Annotated in this window: 19 protein-coding genes; 2 read left to right on the top strand and 17 right to left on the bottom strand. The window is 62.2% G+C overall.

Going from position 1 to position 24,742, the window contains the following annotated elements; all coding sequences use genetic code 11:
- Nucleotides 1-4: 4 nt before the first annotated feature.
- The 6 genes from ASD63_RS29875 to ASD63_RS29850 all read right to left on the bottom strand — a co-directional run bounded on the left by ASD63_RS29875 (nucleotide 5) and on the right by ASD63_RS29850 (nucleotide 6,936).
- The gene (locus ASD63_RS29875; RefSeq protein ID WP_034799210.1) at nucleotides 5-271 is read right to left on the bottom strand and encodes an acyl carrier protein; all 267 of its coding nucleotides are present in this window, start codon (nucleotides 269-271) and stop codon (nucleotides 5-7) included.
- Nucleotides 272-294: 23 nt separating this feature from the next.
- On the bottom strand, nucleotides 295-2,232 hold the full coding sequence (gene asnB, locus ASD63_RS29870) for an asparagine synthase (glutamine-hydrolyzing) (RefSeq protein WP_060530251.1): 1,938 nt from the start codon (nucleotides 2,230-2,232) through the stop codon (nucleotides 295-297).
- A 146-nt stretch (nucleotides 2,233-2,378) separates the two neighbouring features.
- Nucleotides 2,379-2,582, bottom strand: a complete 204-nt coding sequence (locus tag ASD63_RS29865) for a hypothetical protein (RefSeq protein ID WP_034799207.1) — start codon at nucleotides 2,580-2,582, stop codon at nucleotides 2,379-2,381.
- Between the two features lie 208 nt (nucleotides 2,583-2,790).
- Nucleotides 2,791-3,552 (bottom strand): FkbM family methyltransferase, encoded by a 762-nt coding sequence (locus ASD63_RS29860; protein WP_034799205.1) that lies wholly within the window; start codon nucleotides 3,550-3,552, stop codon nucleotides 2,791-2,793.
- A 137-nt stretch (nucleotides 3,553-3,689) separates the two neighbouring features.
- Nucleotides 3,690-4,154, bottom strand: a complete 465-nt coding sequence (locus tag ASD63_RS29855; protein WP_034799203.1) for a Crp/Fnr family transcriptional regulator — start codon at nucleotides 4,152-4,154, stop codon at nucleotides 3,690-3,692.
- 91 nt (nucleotides 4,155-4,245) lie between these two features.
- Complete coding sequence (locus ASD63_RS29850; protein WP_034799202.1) at nucleotides 4,246-6,936, bottom strand: ABC transporter transmembrane domain-containing protein; 2,691 nt, start codon at nucleotides 6,934-6,936, stop codon at nucleotides 4,246-4,248.
- Between the two features lie 302 nt (nucleotides 6,937-7,238).
- Here ASD63_RS29850 and ASD63_RS29845 point away from each other — a divergent pair, with 302 nt between their 5' ends.
- Nucleotides 7,239-7,913: a class I SAM-dependent methyltransferase gene (locus tag ASD63_RS29845; protein WP_060521771.1), complete on the top strand. Its 675-nt coding sequence runs from the start codon at nucleotides 7,239-7,241 to the stop codon at nucleotides 7,911-7,913.
- A 97-nt stretch (nucleotides 7,914-8,010) separates the two neighbouring features.
- Here ASD63_RS29845 and ASD63_RS29840 read toward each other — a convergent pair whose 3' ends face one another.
- The 10 genes from ASD63_RS29840 to ASD63_RS29795 all read right to left on the bottom strand — a co-directional run bounded on the left by ASD63_RS29840 (nucleotide 8,011) and on the right by ASD63_RS29795 (nucleotide 21,742).
- Nucleotides 8,011-9,177: a hypothetical protein gene (locus ASD63_RS29840; protein ID WP_060530250.1), complete on the bottom strand. Its 1,167-nt coding sequence runs from the start codon at nucleotides 9,175-9,177 to the stop codon at nucleotides 8,011-8,013.
- 497 nt (nucleotides 9,178-9,674) lie between these two features.
- Nucleotides 9,675-10,811: a glycosyltransferase gene (locus ASD63_RS29835; protein WP_177235716.1), complete on the bottom strand. Its 1,137-nt coding sequence runs from the start codon at nucleotides 10,809-10,811 to the stop codon at nucleotides 9,675-9,677.
- On the bottom strand, nucleotides 10,811-12,055 hold the full coding sequence (locus tag ASD63_RS29830; protein WP_034799194.1) for a glycosyltransferase family 4 protein: 1,245 nt from the start codon (nucleotides 12,053-12,055) through the stop codon (nucleotides 10,811-10,813). The genes ASD63_RS29835 and ASD63_RS29830 overlap by 1 nt, the downstream gene beginning before the upstream one ends.
- A 4-nt stretch (nucleotides 12,056-12,059) precedes the next feature.
- A complete protein-coding gene (locus ASD63_RS29825; RefSeq protein WP_060530249.1) occupies nucleotides 12,060-13,277 on the bottom strand; it encodes a glycosyltransferase family protein in 1,218 nt (405 codons plus the stop codon).
- Between the two features lie 70 nt (nucleotides 13,278-13,347).
- A complete protein-coding gene (locus ASD63_RS29820; RefSeq protein ID WP_090426408.1) occupies nucleotides 13,348-14,523 on the bottom strand; it encodes an ABC transporter permease in 1,176 nt (391 codons plus the stop codon).
- Entirely contained in the window at nucleotides 14,520-15,518 is a 999-nt protein-coding gene (locus tag ASD63_RS29815) for an ABC transporter permease (protein WP_034799190.1), read from the bottom strand. Before ASD63_RS29815 ends, ASD63_RS29820 begins: the two co-directional genes overlap by 4 nt.
- 1 nt (nucleotide 15,519) lies before the next feature.
- On the bottom strand, nucleotides 15,520-17,421 hold the full coding sequence (locus ASD63_RS29810) for an ABC transporter substrate-binding protein (RefSeq protein WP_060530248.1): 1,902 nt from the start codon (nucleotides 17,419-17,421) through the stop codon (nucleotides 15,520-15,522).
- The gene (locus ASD63_RS29805) at nucleotides 17,418-19,310 is read right to left on the bottom strand and encodes an ABC transporter ATP-binding protein (protein ID WP_060530247.1); all 1,893 of its coding nucleotides are present in this window, start codon (nucleotides 19,308-19,310) and stop codon (nucleotides 17,418-17,420) included. Before ASD63_RS29805 ends, ASD63_RS29810 begins: the two co-directional genes overlap by 4 nt.
- 123 nt (nucleotides 19,311-19,433) lie before the next feature.
- The gene (locus tag ASD63_RS29800; protein WP_060530246.1) at nucleotides 19,434-20,384 is read right to left on the bottom strand and encodes a polysaccharide lyase; all 951 of its coding nucleotides are present in this window, start codon (nucleotides 20,382-20,384) and stop codon (nucleotides 19,434-19,436) included.
- An 8-nt stretch (nucleotides 20,385-20,392) separates the two neighbouring features.
- Nucleotides 20,393-21,742 (bottom strand): adenylate/guanylate cyclase domain-containing protein, encoded by a 1,350-nt coding sequence (locus tag ASD63_RS29795; protein WP_060521782.1) that lies wholly within the window; start codon nucleotides 21,740-21,742, stop codon nucleotides 20,393-20,395.
- 382 nt (nucleotides 21,743-22,124) lie between these two features.
- Here ASD63_RS29795 and ASD63_RS29790 point away from each other — a divergent pair, with 382 nt between their 5' ends.
- Nucleotides 22,125-23,462 (top strand): nucleotide sugar dehydrogenase, encoded by a 1,338-nt coding sequence (locus ASD63_RS29790; RefSeq protein ID WP_060530245.1) that lies wholly within the window; start codon nucleotides 22,125-22,127, stop codon nucleotides 23,460-23,462.
- Between the two features lie 35 nt (nucleotides 23,463-23,497).
- Here ASD63_RS29790 and ASD63_RS29785 read toward each other — a convergent pair whose 3' ends face one another.
- Nucleotides 23,498-24,691 (bottom strand): DUF3095 domain-containing protein, encoded by a 1,194-nt coding sequence (locus ASD63_RS29785; protein WP_034799177.1) that lies wholly within the window; start codon nucleotides 24,689-24,691, stop codon nucleotides 23,498-23,500.
- Nucleotides 24,692-24,742 lie beyond the last annotated feature (51 nt).

Raw genomic sequence — 24,742 nt, 5'->3', positions numbered from 1 at the left:
TTGGTTAGGCCGTGGCCGGCACTCCGGCCTTTGCCTCGATGAAGGCCGAGATGCGCGCGAGCGAATCGAGGTTCGCCGGCACGATGTCGGCGTCGGCCATGGCGATGCCGAACTGGTCTTCGATGAAGGCGACGAGTTCGAGAACGCCGGTCGAGTCGATGATATCGTTCTCGATCAGAGAGGCGCCGTCGGCGAGATCGTACGAGGTATCGCCAAACAGGAAGTTCTCGATGACAAAGGCCCTGACCTTGTCCTTGATGGTTTCCGTCATTTCATTTCCTTTCCCAATGGGTTTCAGGCCGCTTGAGCGGCGCGGATGCTGGTGCCGGTAAAGGTCTGCAGCCAGAGCTGCGTCGACAGGATGCCGACGAAGGCGGCATTGTCCCTAAAGCCGGTGGTCGGTTGCGACTGGCATTTCTCGTAGAGCTTGCTCACGGCCTTGGCATTGAACAGACCGCTGTCACCGATGCGTGTCTCGCTCATGGCATCGCGAACGTATTCCAGTTCGCCGGCGCCGGTGAAGGAATGGCTGTCGGGCGCGCGGTAGGGCTGCTTGGTGCGCTGACCGATGGTCGGCGGAAGCAGGTCCTTCGTCGCTTCGCGCAGGATGTGTTTTTCCACCAACCCCTTCAGTTTCATTTCCGGCGGCAGGCGCGTCGCGAACTCGACGAGGCGGTGGTCCAGGAACGGGAAGCGTCCTTCGATCCCGTGCGCCATGGCCATGCGGTCGCCCTGGCTGGAGAGAATGTAGCCGGGCAGAAGGAAACGGCTTTCGAGATACTGCGCCTGGTGCAGCGGATGCCAGCGACCGAAGGCAGCAGGAAGCCGGCTCGCCAGATCTTCGGCCGCGTCGTAGTCCTTCAGCGTGGCGCGCAGGTCGGGAGAAAAGAAAATCTTGGTCGCGGCCGTGCTTTTGAACCGCGGGCGGTGCGAGAACAGCGGGTCGTTGAGCGGCACGTCGCCGGCGCCGAAGAAAGCGGCGAGATATTCCGCCGATTGCTGCTGCAGGCCCGGCAGATAGGGGTAGAGCTTGCGGAACAGGTGCGGCCGGATTCGCGAACCGGGCTGGCGGCCGCAGAAGCGGCGCACCCGCGCCTCCTTGAAGATATCGTATCCGGCGAAGACCTCGTCGGCGCCCTCGCCCGTCAGCACGACCTTCAATCCCTGCTCGCGCACGAGACCCGAGAGCTGGTAAAGCGGGGCGGGTGCCGTGCGGATAATCGGACGTTCGGCGAAACGGACGACCTGCGGAAAGACCTTCGCGATGTCGCCGGCACGACAGGCGACCGCGCTATGATGCGTGCCGAGCGCCTTCGCCATTTCCATCTGGAAGGCGCTCTCGTCGTGTTCGACGCTATCAAACGTCACGGAAAACGTGCGCAGACCCTGCGGCGCCATTCCGGCCGCAAGCGCCGAGACGATGGAGCTGTCGAGCCCGCCCGAGAGATAGGATCCGACGGTCACGTCGGCCCGCATGCGGATCCGGGTCGCATCGGTAAGAAGGGCGCGTAGTTCCTCGGCCGCGCTGCGCTCATCGGCAAACAGCGGCGGCGCGTCGTGGTCCGGATAGTCGAGTTGCCAATAGGGGCGGATCGACGTCTTGCCCTTCTCGACGATCATCAGGTGAGCCGGCTCGAGCTCGTGAATGCCACGAAAGCCGGTCCGCGGCGCGATCGGCGCCCAAAGGGTAAAAATCTGGTCGAGCGCAACGGGATCGAGTTCGGCGGAAATGCCGGGAACCTGGAGCAGCGCCTTGATTTCGGAGGCGAAATAGAACGTCCCGGCATGGGTCGTGTAAAACAACGGGCGCACGCCCATGCGGTCGCGCGCCAACACCATGCGCTGACGGCGTCTATCCCAGATCGCGAAGGAGAAATCGCCGTTGAGGACGGACAGGCAGTCCTCGCCCATCACGGCGTAGAGATGCAGGATGACCTCGGTGTCACTCGCAGTGCGGAACCGTCGCCCCTTGGCGCGCAGTTCCTCGCGCAATTCGACGTAGTTGAAGATCTCGCCGTTGAAGGCGATCGAAAGGTCGCCGGTTTCGTCGGACATCGGCTGCTGGCCGTCGCCGAGACCGACAATCGACAGCCGTACATGGGCGAGCCCGGCCTCCGGTGCGGCAAGAACGCCGTTTTCGTCCGGGCCACGATGCGCGATCGCAGAGGCCATCCTTTTGAGAAGGATTTCCGCATCCGGGACCGACCCGAAATAGCCACCGTAACCGCACATGCCGAGATACTTTCACACCGTTCGATCACTGCCGGACCATAAACCGCATGACGGAATCATGGGTTAATCTCCGGCATTTTCTAGTTGTATGGTAAATACCGCCGTTCAGGCGCCGCGTTGAGGATAAGCGCCGCTGGCCCTTGCCGTCAGCGCTCCGGAATTCGTCTTTTCGATGCCATCCTGAGCATCAGATACAGAAACAGAATCGGCCAGAAAACGCAGACCAGAAGCCCGGCCACGCGGTACATGTTCCAAGGTGCATGCGCCTGCAATCCTTCAAGGTAGGTCATCCCCACGAGAAAAAACGCCGTCAGGCCATAGGCGACACCGGCAACGTATAACCAGGACATGCAACCGCCCTCCGCGACGCGCCACAACCAAAACCAGGAAATAGCAGCAGCGAACCTATACCACCGGAAGTAACATTTTGAAACGAAGAGTTAACTTTAAGCGGGGGCATGGTTAACCGAACCGAGGATCGTTTCGGTTCTCGGCGGATGCCCGGACATTACCGTCCTTGTCCTCATGCATGAAAGGACTTGAGCCGCCAAAGGCTCCTTAGCGGCTACCCTCGCGCGCCACGAACAGCAGGTCGAAACCGCGAAACTCCCGGCGCGCGATCGATTTGCGTAGCGCCGTCCAGATTGCCGAGGGATTGTCGAGGCGGAAGCCCTTCAGGCTACGGATCAATCCGATAGTGGCGGTCATGGTGCGAAGGACGCGCGACAGCCTGGAGCCCGTCAGCGACGCAAACAGGATCTGCGGATGAACCGCCAGCAGCACGCCGGCCGTCCGCATCCGATCGATCGTGCGGAACTGGTCCAGCGCGCGATACTCGTAACCTTCGATGTCGATCTTGAAACAGAGCCTTTCGGTCCGCGCCATGTCCTGAAGGGCTGCGATCGTCACGGTGCGCGCACGTATCGCCTCGCCGTCGTCGTCGGCGATCAGGGCCGATGTTTCGGAGCTTCCGAAACCGCCACCGACGGAATGCAGCACGAGAACGTCATCCTCCGATAGCGCGGCATTGATGACCCGCACTTCGCCGCAATTCTCCGGCTGCATTTCCTTGAGGATGCCGAAACAGACAGGATCGGGCTCGACCGTGATGACGTTGTCGGCAATCTGCGCCGCCCAATAGGGCGTCACGCCGATCCAGCCGCCGATGTCGATGAAAGTCGTCTTGGCGTCGACCAGGCGCGCGATGTTCTGGAACGTGCAAGGCTCCCAGTCGCCGTTCTGCAGCCGCGCGAAAAAGCGCTTCTTTTCCGGCTTGTCGGGAAACTGAACGGTCTTGTGGAAATAGGTGATCGAACGCATAGCGTTTCTCTAACCCATATCCGGACGAAGCGGAATGGATTTTGCGAAGGGCTCATATGACCGAGGCGAATGGCTGCCCCGGCACATCGCCGCCTGCATTTTCGTGAAGGTTCGCCCGTACAAGAGAGGTGCCGCCGTCAGGCGTCCACCGGCTCCATCGAGCCGCGGGCCTCGCTGAGCTCCGCCGTCGTTTGCGCGAGGCGGTCGGCGAGAACGCGCATGATTTCCACCGCCATCTCGGGGAAATCGGCCAGAAGCTTGAGGAAATCGTCCTTGCGGATGCGCAGGGCCTCGAGCGGCGTGCTGGTGCGCACCGTCGCGGTGCGTGGCGTGTTGCAGAGAATGGCGATTTCGCCGACGATCGAATTCTGCTCGACTTCGGCGATCTTGAAAGGCCCACCCGCCGTATTGATGAGCACCTCCGCCTTGCCGGAAAGAATGACATAGGCCGCGTCGCCGATGTCACCCTGATAGAACAGCGCTTCGCCAGCGCTGTACATGACCCTGTCGGACGTGAAGGCCAGAAGTTTCAGCTTTGCCGGCGGCAATCCCGAGAACAGGGTTATTCGGCGCAGCATTTCGACTTCATCTTTGAGCAACATCACAATCCGTGTCTCCGAGTTCCCGTCGGGGGCAACTTGCCTCCCGCATCGCGGCGGGACCATATGCTCGTGCCCTGACATTAATATTACATCAAGATGCCATTTCCTTGTAGTCAGGTCGTTCATCCACATTGGCGTCGTGCAGTAGGCGCCCGTTTTCGAACCGGGCGACGCGATCGAAGAGGTCCGCCAGCGCCGGATTGGCGAGAACCCAGATGACCGCCGGATCGCGCCCGCCCTGATCGAGCATCGCAAAGACGTTGCGGACGACCTGTTCCTGGACGCGCTGGTCGAGCGCCAGGAGCGGTTGATTGAAGATGTAGTAATCGCAATTGCGGATCAGCGCGCGCGCAAGGTCGAGCTTCTGCCGCTGCGCGGCCGTCAGCCGCTTGCCGCCGGCGCCGACATTGAAGTCGAAGCCGAAAGCAAGCACTTCGTTGTAGAGACCGCCCGCCTCGAAGAGATCACGAACGATCGCGCGGATTTTCTCCGAGCCGTCGGCGTGTTTGTGACCGATACGTCCAAAGAGCACGTTGTCGATAATGCTGCCGGACGCGATGAATCGGTTCGGGCGGTAGTGCTCGATCATCCCGGCGAGATCCGCCGGCAGGCCTTCGTCGAACTCGCGCCGGGCGGCGACGATCTTCGCCATGACCTCATCGGTCAAAAGACCGAAACGGTGCCGCGGCTCGATGTAATCGAAGCACAGCCTGATCACCTTGATCTGGTCGTCCTCGGAGACCTCGCCCTTGCCCTTCGTGCGTACCTTCTGGAGGATGGCCTCATAGACCGGGATTTCCTCGGCGGTCATGAAGGTCAACTGCTGGAAGAACGGGTGATCCGGCGGCAGGTCGCGGAACAGTTCGACGACGTTCTCGGCGATCTCGATGCCCATCTCATAAAAGGTGTCGCGCAGGCCGACCCGCTGCAGGATCGTCTTGAAGAACGGATGGTTCTCCAGCGCATCTGCCCACATCACCTGATCGGTGATGGTGCCGAAGAGCATGTTTTCGCCGATCGTCGCCTCGACATTGTAGGTCCCGGGCTCGAAGAACACGACGAGGTCGCTGAGCTTTTCCTTTTCGAGACGCTGCCGGAGCGCGCTGCGCATCTCGACGATGCCTGCGGCGAACTCCGCATGCTCGTGGGGATCGATGGTCGAGCGCACGGCCAGCGCCATGACGTCGTTGGTCAAAAGCACCGCGTCGAGAACCGGCCGGATCTGCACGAGCAGATCGTCCGGCCCGTTCGCCCCGGCGGATCCATAGTCGATCCAGTCGCTGTTGACGTCGAGATACGGGTTTCCGGCCAGCCGGGCTTCGGTCACCTCCCACTTGCGGTGCGTCGCACGCTCGCCCTCATAGATCTCGTCCGTGAGCGGCGCATGCTTCAGCCCGTAAAGGATGTTGTCACCGAGGCTGCCCTGGAAGACGTAGACGTCGGACGAGGCGTAGGCAATCCGTCGGCCGGTCACCGATTCCGGCAGCTCCAAGATGTCCTGGCCCCCGACGAGCACCTTGCCGCTTGCCGGCCAGACGAGCCGGCCGAAGGCCTCGGCGAGCACTTCGCCACCCCCCATCAGCGCCACCTTCTCGCCGGGCTGGACCTGCAGCGAGACGTGGTCAAGCAGCGTCGAGCCGCCATCGTCGATCACCGTCAGATTGACGGCGGCAAGCGGGCCTGCGAGCGGCACGGCAGCGGTGGTTGCCACCGCCTGGACCTTGGGATCGAGCAGCGTGTCGACGCTGAACTGCTCGACCACCTGCGCATATTTCACCTGGACGTCCTGACGGGCCTGGTCCCAGTCGATCAGTTCCTTCAGCGGACCCGGCAGGTCCTTGTAGGCGCCGATGACGGCAACGAGCTGGCCGATGTCGAGGCGGCCCTGCAGGGCGAAATAGCCGCCGATCGCGTAAAACAGGAAAGGCGTGACCTGCGCGAGGAAGTTGTTGATGAACTTGACGAGGAATTTCCACTGGTAGAGGTCGTAGCGGATCTTGAAGATCCGGCCGAGCCGCGCCGCGATGTCGGCGCGCTCGTAGTTCGACGTATCGTGGCCACGGATCGCGCCGATGCCGTCGACGATTTCGCTGACGCGGCCGGAAAGCTCGCGCGCCGTCAACTGCCGCTCGCGCCCAAGCACGAGCAGCCGCTTGCGCATGCGCGGAATGATGACCGCCTGAACCGCGACGATCAGCGTTGCGATCAGCCCGAGCCAGAAGCTCTGCAGCAGGATGAACACGAGCGCCGTCAAGGCCTGGCCGCCGAGCAAGGCGGGCGAGACGAAGGCATCACCGGTGAAACCACCGAGCGGCTCGACCTCGTCCTTGATCATCGTCGCGATTTCGGCGGGCTTCACCCGCTTGAAATGGCTGGGCGGAAAACGCAGGACCCGGTCGACGAGTTCGAAACGGATGCGGCGCAAGAGCCGCTCGCCGAGCCGGCCCTTGAACGTGTTGATGTAGAATTTGAAGAGGCCGTTGACCACCACCAGCGCCAGGAACACCAAGCTGAGGGCGAGCAGCATACCTTCGCGGCCGAGCTGGAAGCCGTCAAAGACGTTGAACGTGCCCAAATACGGCAGGTCGAAGGATATCGGCAGGAAGGCCTGGGTGGCCTCCGGGCTGTCGAAGCCATCGCCCTGGATCGGCCCGTTGACGATCTGCTTCGGCAGATCGAACGACAGGAAGTAAGGGATCATCGACAGCGCGACGACAACCAGGATCCAAAGCTGGTCCTTGCGCGTGTGGGTCCAGATATAGCGGGAAAGGCGTGGTTCCATGTTACTGGCGATAGGACCTTATTGAACACGACTGCTGCTGGCGGGCCGGGTTGCCATATGTCCCCAGCACGCATCACTCTTCGGCGACACCTCCGGACGGGTACCCTAAGGCACGCTCCTGAAGGGACGCCTGCATATTCCGCCCGGCGCCGAATCCGGTTGATCGATTATGCAGGTGCGAGGGAAATCTGCAATGGACGCGGTTTCCAACAGGCGGCCTTGAAGTCAACCGGCAGAGGTCGACGCTCCCGAAAGCACACGCCGTTATTGCACTCGCTCGATGCGCAGCTTACAACGACCGCATGAAACAAACCAGCCATCCCCCCTGCCAAACCAGCGATTGGTACGAGCATGCCTTCGATCTCGCGCGTGGCATCGCCGCCTATACGCGCAGTCCGCTGATCGAAGGGATCGGCCGGGTGATCGCCAAACATCCCGACGCCCACATCGCCAATGCCTTCAACCACAAGCAGGTTGCCTGCAAGGTCTGGGCGCGCGATACGCTCTTTGAGGTGGCCGGCCCCTCCTACGGCAAGATCGCCATCCTCGGCGGCTGGTACGGCATTCTCGGCGCCATGCTGCTAGAAGACCAGCGCTTCGATGTGGCCGCAGTCGACAGCTTCGACATCGATCCGGACGTCGAAGCAGTGGCGCGGACGCTGAACGCGGCCTTTCCGGACAAGTTTCACGCCGTGACGGCGGACATGTATGCGATCGACTACGCGGCGCTCGCGGCAGACGTGGTGATCAATACGAGCTGCGAGCATATCGCAGACCTCAAGGCATGGCTCGATCGCATTCCGGCCGGTACGCGGGTGCTGCTCCAGTCCAACGACTATTTCAGCGAGCCGACGCATATCAACTGCGTGGCCTCGGTCGAGGAATTCGCCAAGCAGGCGGCACTGACGACCGTCGAGTTCGCCGGCGCGCTGCCGACCAAAAAATACACCCGCTTCATGCTGATCGGCACGGTCTGAACCGATCGAGATCGCACTTGTTTGCCGGGACAGCACCCGTGCGCTCCGGCACCGTTGTCTGTCTTCGGCCTCCACGGGTACCGCCGCCCCCCGACGTTCAGTCATGCGTCTCGGCGACCCTTGTTTTCATCTCGTTCCAGAGCGACGACGCGGTTCCCGCGAACGCCTTGTAGCCTGCCTCAAACGGATGTCCGTCGTTATCAGGATAAAAGCGCTGCCCGGCCAGGATCGCATCCCGCAAGGCGTCGGTCGTTGCATCCACCGCACTACGATACGGCAGATCAAGCCGGCCGGCGACCTCCCGAATTTTGTCCTCGAGTGCGATCTGACGCTCGACACTGCGGATGAAGGCGGGATCGGCAACCGCCAGCTGGCCACCGCGCCGAAGGTGTTCGAAAACCACACGTTCCTTGGACGGAATCAGCAACAGTCCTACCCGTCCCCGTCCCTGCGCGGCCCAGTCGGCCGCAAAACGTTCAAAGTCCGCAAACATCGCCGCTGTCTCGGACGAGGCCAAATCGCTCATGCGACCGGCATCATCCACATAGCGCCTCGACACCGGTGGGATCCCGTCCGGGAACCGGTAATATTCGGACGCTTCATCGCTGCCCGTGCCAAGGAAGCGCGCATACAAGCTCGTCACACGGTCCTTTATCGCATATTGATAAGCGCTCAGAAGCGCGACGTTCTCGAACAGCTTCGTCTTGATGCTCGCCGATCGCGCCTTGGTGCATTGCGTATGGCTTCCGGTCAGACTGAAGAGTGCCTGCAGGTGAAGCCGCGCCTGCTCTGCAAGCCAGAAGTCGGAACGCGCGTTCATGATATCGCATGCCGAAAAAACGATCGCGAAGTCGTTGCCTGGGAAAATGGCGACGATCGCGCCTTTGGCTCCATTTGCCAGCGCGTCGTGGACGATCGCGTGGTAGGTGTAGATGCCGTAACTTCCGACACCAAAATTGTAGGTGTGTTCGCCGGTGATGGCCTGGAAGACGGCCGGCCAGGTCTGACCGCTTTCGACGTTGTTGCCATAGGTCATCGAGTCGCCGATTGCGGCGACTTGAAAGCCCTGCCGTGCGCCTGCCGGGTCGCGGAAGCCGTCCTCGTCAACGCCGGAAAGGGTAGGATCGAGACGATAGCCATACTTTTCGTCGATGCTTCGGTGCGACTGCGTTCCGATCGGAAACGGCGTGAACATGCGCAGCATTACCTCCCCGGCCCCCAATGCCAAGGTCACTGAGATCAACAGCGCGATCAGATTTCTCAACTGCCCCTCCTGCCTTACGCGCTCGACGCGCCGAAATCCCCTTGCATTGCTCTGCGGCCGCCGTTCATCGCGGGTGCCCCGCTGCCTCTACGCTCGCCAGCCAGCGCCGCTGCAGCGCACAGGCGATGCCGTGCGCGAGAGGCCGGCGGATGTTGGAGAGGTAGACAAGGCAGGAAAGCCGTACGGGAAACTCTTCGCCAAGAGTATGACCCAGTCCTGGCAAGACCTTGAGTTTAGTGCACACAGGAACCCAGGTTATCGTTCGGTGGAAATGCACTGCGTATATTCAGAATCAGTATTATTGATTTCACTAACATACCATTCCGGAGACAGCCAGCCGGGACACGCAGAACGCGAGGAAAATATCCAGGCTCCGTACATACTGGCAGATAGTCGAATGGCCGCCCGACCATTGGTTTGCCGAGCGACTTTTCTATTTCGGTGGTTCCGCTCAAGGGCGGCCTTCAGCGGAGACCGATGGGCACCACCGACTACAGCTAGCGGACCGTCTGAAGCCCCAGTATCTCCGCCGTTCTAGCGGCGCCGTTCAGGTCGAGTGGTGGGATCTCCGGCCTTGGCCGCGCCAGCATCGTCTCGACGTCGCGGGCCAGCCTCTCCGGTGTCACGTCCGCTTCTGGCAGAACGCCGGCAAGGCCGAGCTTTTCGAGCCTTTCGGCGCGCGTCGACTGCTCGGTCTCGCCGCCGGCGACGAAGGGAATGAGCAGCGACGCACAGCCGGCACGGAAGATATCGCAGACGGTGTTGTAGCCGGCCTGGGAAACCGAGAGCCGCGCACCCGACAGAAGGCTCGCAAAATCCTTGCGGAAGCGGAACAGATGCACGTTTGCGGGCGCTGCGGCGGCAAAGCCATCATAGTCGTCCTGCGGCAGGTTCGGCCCGGTGATCAGGCACCATTTCAGGTCGCCCGCAAGCAGCCCGGCCGCCTGTAGTGCCGCGCCGATCAGCTCCTTGCCGACCGCGCCGCCGCCAGCCGAAACAAGCACGTCGAACCTTTCAGCCGGAGGTTCAGGGGCATGGCCGGCGACAAGACCGGTATAGACGATCTTGTCTTCGATCTCCGCCGTATACGGATAGGTCTCCTCTAGCCGCGCAAAGGCAGGATCGCCATGCACGAGCACGAGGTCGAAATGCGCCCTGACAACGTCGAGGGTTTCTTCGGCGCGCCCGGGCTTCGTCCGCTCCTGCAGGATATCGCGCAGCGATGCGGCAACGAGGGGCCGCGGCTCCTGCTTCTCGATCACCTCCAGCAGCGGCATCAACTCGAAACGCATCTGGCGGCGGCCAAAGGGGAAGGCTTCGAAGATGACGATGTCAGGCTTGCAGGCAAGAAATGCCTCGATCAGCAGGTCGCGGCGCTCTTGCTTGAAAGCCTCGCTGACCGGGTTTCCCTCGCCATCGGCAAGTCCGCTAAACCCCTTGTCGCCAGCCAGCACCGGCGGCAGGGCCACGTGTTTCACATCGTTTGCGGGGAACCCCGGCACCGGGCTGCCGCCCGTCACGACGGTCACGTCATAGCCTTTGGCCGCCAAGGCGCTCGCGATCCGGCTTGCCCGCGCCAGGTGACCGATGCCGAGCAGGTGCTGTACGTAGAAGAAGACGCGACGTGCGGACATCAGGCGGCTCTCCATTCGCTGGCGAACAGGCCGGCGAGTTGTTCGATGCTGGTGTGGTGGTCGAACTGGCCGCGAACCTTCCGCTCGGCCGCATCGCCGAACCTGTGGCGAAGTGCCGGATTGCGGATCAGTTCCTCAAGCGCGGCCGCAAGTGCCTGCGGATCCTCCGACGGAACGACACGGCCGTTTTCGCCGTCCTCGAGGAGTTCCGGAACGCCGGATATCGCCGTCGAGACGCAGGCCAGCCGCTGGCTCGATGCTTCGACAAGCACGTTCGGCAACCCGTCCCGATCGCCGTCCGCGGTGATCCGGCAGGCGAGCGCAAAGATGTCGCTTGCCCGATAGTGCGCAAGCACATCGGTCTGGTCGAGCGCGCCCTTCCAGACAATACGGTCGGAGACGCCGAGCTCCGTGGCGAGCGTCTTCAATTGGCCGGTCAGTTCGCCGGCGCCGATATGCTCGAACCGCCAATGAAGCTCTGCCGGCAGCTTGGCCAGCGCCTTCAGCAACACGTCGTAGCCCTTTTTTCCAACGGCACGGCCGACGCTGACGATGCGGACGGGATCGGCCGGATCGGAACCGGTGCGATTGGAATGCGTGCCGTCGAAATGCGGGAAGCGGTCGAGGTCGAGGCCATGATAGCTCAGATGTACTCTCGATTTGTCGCTGGCAAGGCTGCGGAGATGCTCGTACCCCATGCGTGTGCAGGTCACGGTCCAGCGCGCAAGGCCGAGCTTTTCGGACAGTTCCCAGTCGGGCGAGGTCCAGATGTCCTTTGCATGCGCCGAACAGGTCCAGGGCGTGCCAGCGATCACGCTGGCATAGGCCGTCACCGAAGCAGGGGTATGGATGAAGTGCGCGTGCAGCCAGCGCGGCTGTCCAGGCCATTCGGAGGCGAGCACCAGCGCCTGGCCGAGCCGGCGAAAGCGGTTGCGGCTGAAATCGCGCGGCAGGTCCTTGAGGAACAGACCCAGGACGCGCCAGAATCCGGGTTTCGGCAGACAGCGCACGAGCCCGCGCAGAACCCTTAGCGGCTCCTCATGCAGATATTCCGGCAGATAGTGGACGTCGGCGCGGATTTCGTCATGCACCGGGTGGCGCTTGCCGTCCGTCGGACGCCGAAGCGAGATCAGGACGAGTTCGATCCCGGCGCGCTCGAGGCCAAGCAGTTCCTGGGCGATGAATGTTTCCGAAAGACGCGGGTAGCCCTTCAGCACGACTGCAATCTTGCGGTCTGTCGGCAATGCTTCAGCTCGATTTCTTCACGATGTTCAGGTGGTCGCTCGACGGCCGATCGAGCCATCTGCCGACGATCTCGGAGATGTGCACGAGGCCTTCCAGCCGCAGGTCGTTGGCGCTGCTTTTCGACGGTGGCTCACGATAAGGCAGCGCCCTCAGCGCCGCCGCCAGCCGCAACGGATCCTCCGCCTCGTCCGGCAGGAGCATCTCGACCAGCCCCAGCTCGGCAGCCCGGCGCGCGCGGATCAATTGCTCCTCGCGCGGCTGGATGCGCGGCACGATCAGCGCCGGCTTGTCGAAGGAGAGGATTTCGCAATAGGTGTTGTAGCCGCCCATGGCGACGACGCCCTTGGCGCCGGCAATGAGCTCTTCCATGCGATTGTCGAACTCGATGATCTTGATATAGGGGATCTTGCTGCCCTTGCGGATCAGCTTCTCGCGCTTCTTGACCGGCATATAGGGCCCTAGCACGATCAGCGCCTTGTGCGTGAGCTCCGGATCCTGCTGATAGGCGTGGATGACGTCGTGGATCAGGTCCGCCCCATCTCCGCCGCCGCCGGTGGTGACGAGGATGTAGTCGCCCTGAGGCTTATGACCCGGCAATTCCTCGCGCGGGACGCTGCGCTGCAGAAAACCGACGAAGTTCATGCGCTCGCGCACCGCGGGCGGCACGTCAAGTTCGGTCAGGGGGTCGTAGAAATCAGGCGGGCCGTAGACCCAGATCGTGTCGTAGTACTGCTCGATCTTGCGCATGGTATCGCGCCGCTTCCACTCTGCCTCGAGCAGGTGCGGCGCATCCATGACCTCACGCAGGCCGAGGACGAGCGTCGTGCCGTGCGCCTTCAGATAGGTCAGCGTTTCCTCGACCTCGCCGCGCAGGCCCATCGGCTCCTTGTCGACGATGAAGATGTCCGGCTTGAAGGTCTCTGCCGTATGGCGAATGATCGCCTGGCGCATCTTCAGCGTTTCATCGAGTTCGATATGGCGGTCGAGCGAGGTGTAGTCGCCATTATGCAGCTTGATCACGCTCGGGATCTTCACGAAATCCACGCGCGCGCGATAGTCGAACGCGCCGGCAATCGTCGCCCCGGAAATGATCAGGATGTTCAAGCCGCGATAGTCTTCCACCAGCGAATGCGCGATCGTGCGGCAGCGCCTGAGGTGTCCGAGCCCGAACGTGTCATGGCTATACATGAGGATCCGGGCATCTTCAAAACGCCGCATCATGCAAGAAACCTTTCACTCAGGGTACGATGAACCGTTTCACGCGGGCCGTATGGCTGCGTCAAACCGGGCTTCATTTGTAGGGATCCGCCGCGTCACGCAACCCATCTCCCAAGAAGTTGAACGCCAAAATCACAAGAATGACCGGAATTGTGGGAAATAGGAGCCAGGGATAGAAGGCAATGACGCTGACGCTTTTCGCCTCCGTCAGCAGAATGCCCCAGCTGGTGATCGGCGGCCTGAGACCGAGGCCAAGGAAGCTGAGCGCCGTTTCCCCGAGGATCATGCCGGGAATAGAGATGGTCGCGGTGGCGATCAGATGCGACATGAAACCGGGCACGAGGTGCCGGCCGATGATGCGGCTGCTCCTTGCACCCATAAGCTGGGCCGCAAGCACATAGTCTTCTTCGCGCAAGGCCAGCAGCTTCGAGCGGACAGCGCGCGCAAGCCCGGTCCAATCGAGCAGGCCGAGGATGATCGTGATCGCCAGATAGATGAAGATCGGACTCCAGGTCGCCGGCATGATCGCCGCCAGCGACAGCCAGAGCGGGATACTCGGGATCGATTGCAGCACCTCGATGACACGCTGGACGATGAGGTCGAAGACGCCGCCGTGGTAGCCTGCAAGGCCGCCGATGACGATGCCCAGCACGAAGCTGACGGTAATGCCGAGAAGGCCGATCGTCAGCGAAATCCGCGCGCCATAGATGATGCGCGACAGCACGTCGCGCCCGAGGCGGTCCGTTCCGAGGAAGAAGGCCTCGCCGCCCGTTGCCGGGCAGACGAAATGCACGTTGCTTTCAAACAGCCCCCAGAAGCGATAGCCGTCGCCGCGGCAGAAGAAGCGAAGGGGCTGCACATCGTTGGTATCGTCGGCGTAGTTGCGCTTCAGCGTATCCATGTCCAGCGTCATCGTGCGGCCGTAGACGAAGGGACCGACGAACTTGCCCTCATGGAAGAGATGCACCGCCTGCGGCGGCGCATAGATATAGTCCATATTCCGGGTATGCAGGTTATAGGGCGCCAGAAACTCGCAGACGACGATCATCAGGTAGAGCACGACGAGAAAAACGCCGGACGCAAGCGCCAGCTTGTGACGGCGGAATTTCCACCACATCAGCCGCAGCTGCGAAGCCTGGTTGACGCGCACCTGCTCGTCCGTCATCGCCTCGACGGAATAGGGATCGAACGGAGCCGTAGATACGTAGTGCGGCATGGGCTCGCCGGGCGCCGGAAGAAATGACGTCACTTGGTGCTCCTGCCTTGCAGCCGAATTCGAGGATCAAGAATGGCGAGCGCGATGTCGGAGATCAACACGCCGATCACCGTCAGGAAGGCCAGGAACATCAAGAAAGACCCGGCAAGATACATGTCCTGGCTCTGCAACGCCTTGATCAACATCGGGCCGGTGGTCTCGAGCGAAAGCACGATCGCGGTGATTTCCGCGCCGGAGATGATCGCCGGCAGGATCGAACCTATATCCGAGATGAAGAAGTTCAGCGCCATGCGCAGCGGATATTTCACCAGCGTGCGCATCGGCGAAAGGCCCTTGGCGCGTGCCGTCACCACATACTGCTTCTGCAACTCGTCAAGCAGGTTGGCCCTCAGGCGCCGGATCATGCCGGCGGTTCCCGCCGCGCCAACGATGATGACCGGTATCCAGATGTGTTCGAGGATCGATTTCGCCTTTTCCCAACTCATAGGTTCAGCGAGATACTTCTGGTCCATCAAATGGCCGATGGAAATCCCGAACCAGATATTGGCGAAATACATCAGGATCAGCGCCAGCATGAAGTTGGGGATGGCGATGCCGATCAGGCCCATCAGCGACAGGCCGTAGTCTCCCCAGCTATACTGATGGGTCGCCGAGTAGATGCCGATCGGGAAAGCGATCAGCCAGGTGAAGATGATGGTGACGAAGGAGACGAGGATCGTCAGCCAAAGGCGGTCGCCGACGACGGCGCTCACCGGAAGCTCGTACTCGAACGAATAGCCGAAATCGCCCTGCAGCATGCCGCCGAGCCAATAGACGTAGCGCAGGACCGGCGGCTGATCGAAGCCGTACTCCTTCCTGAGCGCCTCGATCTGCTCCATGTCCACGCCTTCGCCCTGCGCCTTGATCTCGGCGACATAGCTCTCGAAGTAATCTCCTGGCGGCAGTTCGATGATGGTGAAGACAAGAGCGGAAATGATGAGGAGGGTCGGAGCCATCGCCGCGATACGCCAGAGAATATATCGCAGCATGTCAGGCTTCCTGTTCGATCCAGAAGGTGTCGGGTTTGTAGACACCGAAATAGCACGTGGGGTCGAAGCCGTAGAGCGCAGTGTCGGGCACGTTCCTCAGCTTCTTTGCCACGAGGATCGGCTGGAGCGAGGCGTTGACGATGCCGATCGAGAACACCTGGTCGGTGTAGATCGAGAGCATCCGGCTCCAAATCTCCGTCCGCTCGGCGTCTTCGGCCGAATGCCGCCAGCGCTTCAGCAGTTCCGTCAGTTCCACGGCTGCCGGAAGGTCCGGGGCCTGGCCCATTTCGCCGTGGGAAAGATAATTCAGCCCCCAGACCGGCCATTGCAGCTGGTCGTCCGCGGTCGGCGCAAGCTGGCCGGGGTTCATGCTGGCCGTCGGCACGCCGTTGTCTATGCCGAACCACATCGACATGATGATCTCGCCACCGACGGCGCGGCTGCGGAACGTGTCGCGTTGCGAGGTCCGGATGAAGAGCGATATCCCGACCTTCTGCCAGTAGTCGGTGATGAGCTGCAGCACGTCCGTCTCGAGTGTGCTTTCCCCGGCCGTTTCCACGACGATCTGCGCCGCGCGGCCGTCGGAGAGAATGCGGATGCCGTCGCTGTCCTTCTTGGTCAGGCCCGCTTCGTCGAGCAGCGCATTGGCCTGTTCCGGATCGTGGGCGACCCAGGCATTGGCGAACTCGGGCCGGAAGAGCGGGCTCTCGGGCAGCACCGTGTCGGCGCTCTCCTTCGTCAGCCCGTAGAACACCGCCTTGTTGATTTCGGTGCGGTCGATGGCAAGCGACAGGGCGCGGCGAACGCGCACATCCTGCAGCAGTGCCCGCCAGACCGCATCCGAGCAGTTGAGGTTGGGAAGCAGCGCCAGGCGCGAGCCCTGCGTCTTCTTCCACAGCAGCACTTTCGCCGGATAGCGCTTCTCGGAATCCTTGAGGAAGGTGTAGTCGACGAAGTCGATACCGGTCGCCTGCAGGTCGCTTTCGCCGGTGCCGGTCTTGGCCGGGATTAGCGCAGACGAGCTGACGCTGAGCACGAACTTGTCGATATAGGGTAACTGCAGGCCGTTCTCGTCGACGCGATGATAGTAGGGATTGCGCTCGAAGACGAATTGTTCGGCCGGAAGCGGCGTCGTGTTGCGCCAGGGGTCCAGCGTCGGCAGGTCCGGGTTTTCCGGGCGGTAGGAACGGGCCATGCGCATGTGCAGCTGGCTCCATTTCTTGACCCGCTCCTCCTTCATCAGGGCCTTGAGCTTGTCTTCTTCCTGATATTTCTCATGGAACTGTTTCAGGTAGGTCGACGGCATCACCACCACCATCGGCTGGGCGCCGGCGAGCTTCTGCAGGAAGTCAGGATTGGGTGTCGACCAGGAATAGCGCACCGTGCGTTCGTCGATGATCTCGAACTTGGCGGCCTCGCCATCCATGACCAGCGCCGTCGGCAGCCCGGCCGGGCTCAGCTTCTCGTTATTGAGAACGTCGTCCCAGCAATAGCGGAAATCCTCCGACGTCAGCGGCGTGCCGTCGGACCACTTGTGGCCTTCACGGATGTGGAAGGTGAAGATGCGGTCCTCGACCGTTTCGAAGCTTTCGAGAACGTCCGCTTCGATCTTCAGCGCTTCGTCGAAGCCGACCAGACGGGCATAGCCGTAGATCGTCATCAGGCGGATGTCCTTGGCGCTGCCGATCAGCATCCGCACCTCGCCGCCGTACTTGCCGGGCTGGCGCCCCATGGCCGCGACGTTGATGACACGCGGCGTCTTCGGCAGGCGCTCGGCAAGCGGCGGCAGCTTGCCGTCGGCAATCTGCTTTTCCCAGAATGCGGGCTCGCCTGCAGCTGCAAAGAGCCGCGTCGGCAGAGCCACGGTCGCAAGCAATGCCAGTACAGTTCGGCGGGTGATCATGGCCGCAACTCCCTTGCATCCACGGATCGGCGCGCCAGCACGATGTGGTCACCACCGAGATCCGCGGGGATCAGCGCGTCGCCGGCATCATCGTCCCGGAACTGCGGTCCCCAGCGCCGCATGTCCGAACCTTCGCTGTCCTTCAGCAGTTCGAAATCCAGCGGCCGGTCGAGATCCGGATAAGGAACCGCCGCGAGCAGCGACTTGGTATAAGGATGAACTGGATTGCGCATCAGCACTTCGCGTGGCGCCAGCTCGACGATACGCCCGGCGCACATCACGGCGATGCGGTCGGCCATATAGTCGACGACAGCCAGATTGTGCGAGATGAACAGGCAGGTCAGGCCCAGCTCCTTCTGCAGGTCCTTCAGCAGGTTGAGGATCTGCGCCTGGACGGAGACGTCGAGCGCGGAAACCGGCTCGTCGCAGATCAGCAGCTCCGGCACCAGCGCGAGAGCCCGCGCGATCCCGATGCGCTGGCGTTGACCGCCCGAGAAGGAATGCGGGTACCGGTTGATGAAGCGCTGGTCGAGACCGACGGCCTGCAGCAGCGAACGCACCGTTTCTTCGCGCGATTTGCCCGTTCCGCGCCCGTGGATCTCGAGCGGCTCGCTGAGGATGTTCTTGACCGTCATGCGCGGCGAGAGCGAGGAGACCGGATCCTGGAAGACCATCTGGATCTTGGACCGCATGGCCTTAAGGTCGTCGCCCTGCACTTTCAGCACATCGACCGGCCCCTCGCCATTGTCGAAGATCACCGAGCCCTGGTCGGGCGTGACGGCCCGCATCAGGATCTTGCTGACGGTGGTCTTGCCGCAGCCGCTTTCCCCGACGAGGCCGAGGCACTCGCCACGGCGGATGTCGAAGCTGACATCGTCGACGGCGCGATGCAGCGTATCTTCGCCACCGCCGAACCAGGACGATTTGCGCGTTCCATAGGTCTTCGAGACATTGCGGACGGACAAAAGCACGTCGGGACCGGTGCGCCGGTCGGCGGCCGAGGTCCCGAGCAGCGTTCCGGCCTTGACCGGCACTTCGCGCAGTGCCTTCAGCCGCTCGCCGGGCTTCATGTCGAAATGCGGAACCGCGGCCATCAGGCCCTTGAGATAGGGATGCTGCGGGTTGCGGAAGATCGCCTCGACCGGACCCGCCTCGACGATCTGGCCGTGATAGATCACCACAACCTCGTCGGCCATGTTGGCGACGACGCCAAGGTCATGGGTGATCAGCAGCATGGCCATGTTGAGCTTGACCTGAAGCTCGCGCAGGAGTTTCAGGATCTGCGCCTGAACGGTCACGTCGAGCGCTGTCGTCGGCTCGTCGGCGATCAAAAGCGCCGGCCGGCAGATCAATGCCATGGCAATCATCGCGCGTTGCCGCATGCCGCCGGAAAGCTCGAACGGATACATGTCGTAGGCGCGCTTCGGATTGGCAAAGCCCACATAGCCGAGCAGCTCTTCCGTTCGCGCCCGACGTTCCGCCTTTTCCGCGTCGGTGTGGATCTTCAGCACTTCGGAAATCTGGTTTCCGATCGTGTGGAGCGGCGACAGCGATGTCATCGGCTCCTGGAAGATCTTGCTGATGCGCGTGCCGCGCAGGCTGCGGATCTCTTCCCCTTCCCGCTCCAGCGAGAGCAGGTCGATCGGCTTTGCCGCCGTCGTCGGGTCGTTGAACAAAATTTTGCCACCAACCTTGGCGACGTTGGGCAAGATGCCCATCACCGCCTGGCTGATTGCGGATTTCCCCGATCCGGACTCGCCGACGAGCGCCGTCACCTTGCCGGGCAAAATTCTGAAATTCGCGTTATTGACGGCTTGAACTTCGCCGCCGAGCACCGAGAATGTGATCCGCAGACCTTCAACTCGAAGCAGGTCCGCCCCAGATGTCATAGCAGCACGCTTCCCTCATTGCTTTTTATCCGCCGCCTCTAAAAAAAGACTAGCGCAGCTTCCAAGGGCTGTCCAGCACACCCGGTTGCAGACGAGGCTATACCCACCTGCATCTTCAGATGGTTAGAACGAAGGGCAGGCACCGCCCTTCAACACGTCGGCGCAATTAGCCGAGCGTCGGAAGTCGTCGTAAAACAGTGTCCAGTCGGTTTTATCGGCCGCCCGGTAGGGGCCGAACTTGAAGTACTGGTTCTTGCCGAGCCCCTTGTCGTCGTGACCGATATGGCCCGTCACCGTGATGATCGGCTTGTCGTTGGCGAAGAGTTCGATGCGACCCGTGCCATTGGCTCCCGGCAGCGTGTAGATCGCGAAATCGATCCAGCCGGACTTCGGGTCGGGCAACGGATTGCCGTGGTTCGTCACCTTGATCGCATCGGTGCATGCATTGAAGAGACTGCCGTCGATCAGCTCCCAGTTGCTGTCTGCGGCGACCAGCATGCGCATCTGGTTGACGCCCGGCCGCCCCCATACGGGGATCTCGCCCGGTTTGCAGCTCGCCGGCTTCCCCTCAGGACCGGCCCAGAGCGGCGCGATATAGTTCGTTTCCACAGTGGCGAAAAGTTTGCCGGCCTCGAGCCTCAAGGCAAGGAACGGGCTGAAATCGCCCTCGGCACCCGGATCGATCTCGCGCTTCCACTGGGCGATCAGATAACGATGGTCCTCATTCGGGATCGGGTCGGCAAACTTGACCGCGAAACCATACCAGACGCCCTGGTCGTAAGGCACGCGCAGCGCCGTCTTTTCCCAGATCTCGGCCCGCTCGCTGCAACCGTCGAGCGAATCGGGACAGGTCGGAACGACGCTCAGCTTGAGCGCGCCATTACCGTTATGCTTGACCTCGTTCTGAAACTCCACCGTGCCGGCGGTCTGCTCGAAGTTCTCGCGATAGTAGAGCCCGCCCTCAGGCGCAAAATCCCGCCCCTCGAAGTCGTCGGAAAGCCTGGTTTCCCATGGCTGCGCCATCGCGCTCCCGGCCATGACGATGGAAGCGACGAAAAGGACGGTTCGAAACATTCTTCCCCCTATTGAAGCATCTTGTCGATAAGGCCGCGCGGCGGCTGGAGCGGACGCGTATTGCGATGAAGCAGCATGACATGCTCCGCCTCGGAAAGTCCATCCTGCAACACGTCGTCGAATCGTTCATCGGCCCTTGCGAGCAAGGCAGCGTCGTTGGGGTAGAGGATCGTGAATTTCTGCCGCACGCCGCGGAGCTTTTCCTGGCCGAGGGCCGTCCAGTCGCCGCCGCAATAATTGACGAAGGCTTCGCTCGCGACGACGCTGTGGGCGTATTTCTTGGTCAGGTTCTGCAACCTCTGGACTTCGTTGACGGCCGAGCCGAAGGCCGAGAACGTCAGCCGGTCGCGCAGGCCCACATTGCCGAACATCACGTTGCCTACATGCAGACCGATGCCGTAGCCGATCGGATCGCGTGCCTGCTTGCGCCGCTCGCCGTTCAGCATGTCCATGCGTGCGGTTGCCGCGCGCACGGCGGCAAAGGCCTCGCGGGCGGCAAATTCCGAGGGCTCCTTGTGGCGCCCACAGGGATAGACGGCGATGAAGCCGTCACCGACGAAGCTCAGAATATGGCCACCGTTGCGATTGAAGGGGGCTGCGATCGCATCGAAATAGGTGTTCAGGGTCTCGATATAGGACTGACGCCCTTCCTTTTCTGCCAGCATCGTCGAGCGGCGCATGTCGCCCATGACGAGGACGGCGCGCACGGTCTCGCCGTCGCCGCGGCGAACCTGGCCGCTCATCACACGCCGGCCAGCGCTGGAGCCGAGATAGGTGGTCAGCATGTTGTCGGCGAGCTTGCCGAGCACCGCCATCTTCGCGGCGACTGCCAGATGGTATTGCAGCTTCAAAAGCGCGCCAATGACATCGTCCGTGAAGCCGCCGTGCCGATCGGTCGTCCAGGATCCGACCATGCCGTGGCCGGAATCGGCGCCGAGAGACTGCATGAAGGCGAGATAGTCCGTCGCACCCTGCTCCTTCAGATCGTCGAAGATCGGAAATTCGGACGGGGTATCCTGGTAGATGCGCCGGCGGACATGCTCGAGATTGTTGTTGAGCAGGTAATAGTAGGGGCTCTGCAGGAACCGCTCGGGATTAAGCGCCAGTTCCTCGTGCCGAAGGCCGCTGACCTCCACGCCCTTGCCGCGCACCCAGGTGAAGCCCAGAGCATCGTAAAGCGGGTGCAGCATCGAGAAGGAAAGATGGACGCGCATCAGCGGCAAGCCGGCGGCCGCCAGCCGCTCGCAGAAGCCTTTGACGATCGTCTCCAGCGGCGCGTCGCTCAGCGATGTGCGCATCAGCCAGTCGGCGACCTTGTCGATGAGGATTTCGGATACGTTGTCGTTCGTCGGGCCCATTTCGCGTCCTCGCATGACAGACCGTCCCGCGTCAGCATCCGGAGACGGCGAACGCCCCGGCAATTTGCCGGTTCATGTTCGCGGTGGATGATGATGAGCCGTGCCCGTTAAGAAAATGCTCCAACCGATTCCGGCGTCGATGACGTGCAGGCACCCGGAATGCGGCACTTATATGTTGGAGATATTCACGCGCGCCGCCAATTTCCAGAGGCGAACGAAGATTTTTCCGACCTGTTGCAGCATGAAGATTTGATAGCCGGCTCAACGGCCTGCCAGCGGCCCTGGTGCCGGGCCTCGCTTGACTTGGGGCTTGTTTCTCTCCAACAAACCACGACATGTTCGCGCGCCGCGCCTGTCTGTCCACGAGATCCGGAACCGAAACTTGACCTCACCTCATTTCGAAAGCCTGCTGTCGTCCATCTCCGCCCGGAGCGCCAAGGCCGGCGTCATCGGGCTCGGCTATGTCGGCCTGCCATTGGCGATTGCGGCAGCGCGCGCGGGCTATTCCGTCATCGGTTTCGACATCGATCCCGGCAAGATCGTCGCGCTCGATGCGGGCAAGTCCTACATCGGGGCGGTCTCGGACGCTGTCCTTGCCCGGGAGAGCGGTGCTGGCCGTTTCCGTTCCACGACGGATTTCCTCGAACTGTCCGGCTGCGACGTCATCATCATCTGCGTGCCGACGCCCCTGACCAAATATCGCGACCCGGACCTTTCCTTTGTCGAAAAGACGTCGCGCGCGATCGCCGCAACCCTGCGTCCCGCGCAGCTCATCGTCCTGGAATCGACCACCTACCCCGGTACGACCGATGGCATCGTGCGCAGCATCCTCGAGGAAACCGGGTTCAAGTCCGGCGCCGAATTTTTCGTCGGCTTTTCACCCGAGCGCGAAGACCCGGGCAACCCGGTCTATGAGACCGTGAGCATTCCGAAGGTCGTCGCCGGCGACGGCCCCGAGGCGGCAAAGCTGATGGAGGCGTTCTACGCTTCCGTGGTCAAGACGGTCGTTCCGGTCTCGTCCAACGCCACGGCGGAAGCCGTGAAACTCACCGAAAACATCTTCCGCTCGGTCAACATCGCGCTCGTCAACGAATTGAAGATTGTCTACGAGGCGATGGGCATCGACGTCTGGGAAGTGATCGAGGCCGCCAAAACCAAGCCGTTCGGCTATATGCCGTTCTATCCCGGCCCCGGCCTCGGCGGCCACTGTATTCCGATCGACCCTTTTTACCTCACCTGGAAGTCGCGCGAATACGAACTGCCGACGCGTTTCATCGAGCTTGCCGGCGAGATCAACTCGGCCATGCCGCGCCACGTCGTCAGCCGACTGGCCGAGGCGCTGGACCGGCACGCCGGCAAGGCGCTCAGCCGCTCCACCGTTCTCGTCATCGGCCTCGCCTACAAGAAGAACGTTCCCGATATTCGCGAGAGCCCATCGTTGCGCCTGATCGAACTGATCGAGGAGCGCGGCGGCCACACCGCCTATCACGACCCCTACGTTACCGAGATCCCGCCGACGCGCGAATATGCCGCTCTGAAGGGCCGGCGTTCAGTGACGCTCGACGAGCCCACGGTGGCGGCGTTCGACGCCGTGCTGATCGCCACCGACCACGACCAGGTGGACTACGCAGCCCTCGCCAAGTGGGCGCCGCTCGTCGTCGATACCCGCAACGTCTTCCATCGAAACGGCCTGACGGGCAGCCACATTATCAAGGCATAGCGCAACGGTCGTGCGCATCCCTGTGGCCACAACAGCTAGCCGGCGCCACCCGCAAAGGGTTGAGTAGCCTTGTTGCGCGCCAGCGCGGCCTTGAGATTGCTCGCCGCCACCGCATAGCCTCCAGAGGCGCCGTCGACGAAGTGTATGTGGTCGCGGGTCATCGGCGTCGGCACGATGCAGGTCATCAGCGCCGAATCCTGCCGGTGCAGGCCATAGTGTCCGACGCCCTCTGCCTCTGCCCGCTGCAGCCGCACCTCGATCCGTTCGAGGCACGGGGCACTGATATCGATCGTCATTTTCAGGCCGTCGTCGAATTTACGGAAGTCGGTGTTGTCGGCAAGGTCGCGGCGATACCGGTTCGTATCGAAAGGACCGAAGTTCCAGCCCATGCGAAGGCAGACGAAAAGTGCCAGCGTCTGCACGGTGATAATGCAACGTTTCAGGAAACGTCGCCCTCGCGGAGCGGCCGCACGCGTCTCGATGTCGATCCCCTGGAACGAGAGCCGCGCGGTCGGCCCAAGCTCGGGAACGGGGTGCCCGCCGCGATCTTCCTCGTCGGCAAGCGCGACGATGTCGGCGATCAGCGCCTGGAACTCCGGTCCGTTGCCCTTCGCCCCCGGCACCGCGATGATCGAGGCGATCGTGCCGTGGCAGGACTCGATCGAGTTCCAGCGACATGAAAGGCCGGTCAGGTCCGGCCGGCTGCCGGCAGGCGCTGCCGCGACGTGATAGCGCCCGGCCTTCATTGCCGCCTCGGCCCAGCTTGCCCCGCCGCCCGCAAACATCGCGTAGGAAACCTCGTCGCTGGCCTTGAAGCGGGCGACACGCATGTCGAGCCCGTGCTGGCGGATGTCGCTGACCGGAACGAGCGCGGTCCGCAACTCAAGGTCAAGTTCCTCCGCCACCCAGGTCTTCACCGCGGCCAGCGCGTCGCGGGCCCTGTCGGCCATTGATGCCGGCAGCGCCGCCAAGGCGCCATCCCCCCCGAATACGAAGGGCATCGTCTTTTCTTCGAGCACGTTCATCAGGGCGGATATGACGCTGGCGCCGGCCATGTTGACCGTCTTGTAGCGGCCGTCGGCAATCGCACCGGTCGAGTTGACGATATCGGCCACGGCCAGCAGCCAGCCGTCCGGCAACGGCCGGTAATTCGCTTCGTCCGCGACGCCTTCGAAGGCGTCGAACAACGGCACGCTATCGTAAAATCGGCCTTCCATTGCCTCAGCCATCAGCGCCTCGATCTTCGCTCGCCCTTAACGTTCGTCAGATAATTCACGCGG

The sequence above is a fragment of the Ensifer sp. Root558 genome (genome assembly GCF_001427045.1).
Taxonomy (GTDB): Bacteria; Pseudomonadota; Alphaproteobacteria; order Rhizobiales; family Rhizobiaceae; genus Ensifer; species Ensifer adhaerens.
Note: the sequence above shows the minus strand (reverse complement) of the source record. Positions and strands in the feature narration are given on the sequence as shown.

Bases quoted from the DNA above. Each gene is read 5' to 3' on its own strand.
- ASD63_RS29875 (WP_034799210.1), bottom strand. From the start codon at position 271: ATGACGGAAACCATCAAGGACAAGGTCAGGGCCTTTGTCATCGAGAAC.
- asnB (WP_060530251.1), bottom strand. From the start codon at position 2,232: ATGTGCGGTTACGGTGGCTATTTCGGGTCGGTCCCGGATGCGGAAATC.
- ASD63_RS29865 (WP_034799207.1), bottom strand. From the start codon at position 2,582: ATGTCCTGGTTATACGTTGCCGGTGTCGCCTATGGCCTGACGGCGTTT.
- ASD63_RS29860 (WP_034799205.1), bottom strand. From the start codon at position 3,552: ATGCGTTCGATCACCTATTTCCACAAGACCGTTCAGTTTCCCGACAAG.
- ASD63_RS29855 (WP_034799203.1), bottom strand. From the start codon at position 4,154: ATGTTGCTCAAAGATGAAGTCGAAATGCTGCGCCGAATAACCCTGTTC.
- ASD63_RS29850 (WP_034799202.1), bottom strand. From the start codon at position 6,936: ATGGAACCACGCCTTTCCCGCTATATCTGGACCCACACGCGCAAGGAC.
- ASD63_RS29845 (WP_060521771.1), top strand. From the start codon at position 7,239: ATGAAACAAACCAGCCATCCCCCCTGCCAAACCAGCGATTGGTACGAG.
- ASD63_RS29835 (WP_177235716.1), bottom strand. From the start codon at position 10,811: ATGTCCGCACGTCGCGTCTTCTTCTACGTACAGCACCTGCTCGGCATC.
- ASD63_RS29825 (WP_060530249.1), bottom strand. From the start codon at position 13,277: ATGATGCGGCGTTTTGAAGATGCCCGGATCCTCATGTATAGCCATGAC.
- ASD63_RS29815 (WP_034799190.1), bottom strand. From the start codon at position 15,518: ATGCTGCGATATATTCTCTGGCGTATCGCGGCGATGGCTCCGACCCTC.
- ASD63_RS29810 (WP_060530248.1), bottom strand. From the start codon at position 17,421: ATGATCACCCGCCGAACTGTACTGGCATTGCTTGCGACCGTGGCTCTG.
- ASD63_RS29805 (WP_060530247.1), bottom strand. From the start codon at position 19,310: ATGACATCTGGGGCGGACCTGCTTCGAGTTGAAGGTCTGCGGATCACA.
- ASD63_RS29800 (WP_060530246.1), bottom strand. From the start codon at position 20,384: ATGTTTCGAACCGTCCTTTTCGTCGCTTCCATCGTCATGGCCGGGAGC.
- ASD63_RS29795 (WP_060521782.1), bottom strand. From the start codon at position 21,742: ATGGGCCCGACGAACGACAACGTATCCGAAATCCTCATCGACAAGGTC.
- ASD63_RS29785 (WP_034799177.1), bottom strand. From the start codon at position 24,691: ATGGCTGAGGCAATGGAAGGCCGATTTTACGATAGCGTGCCGTTGTTC.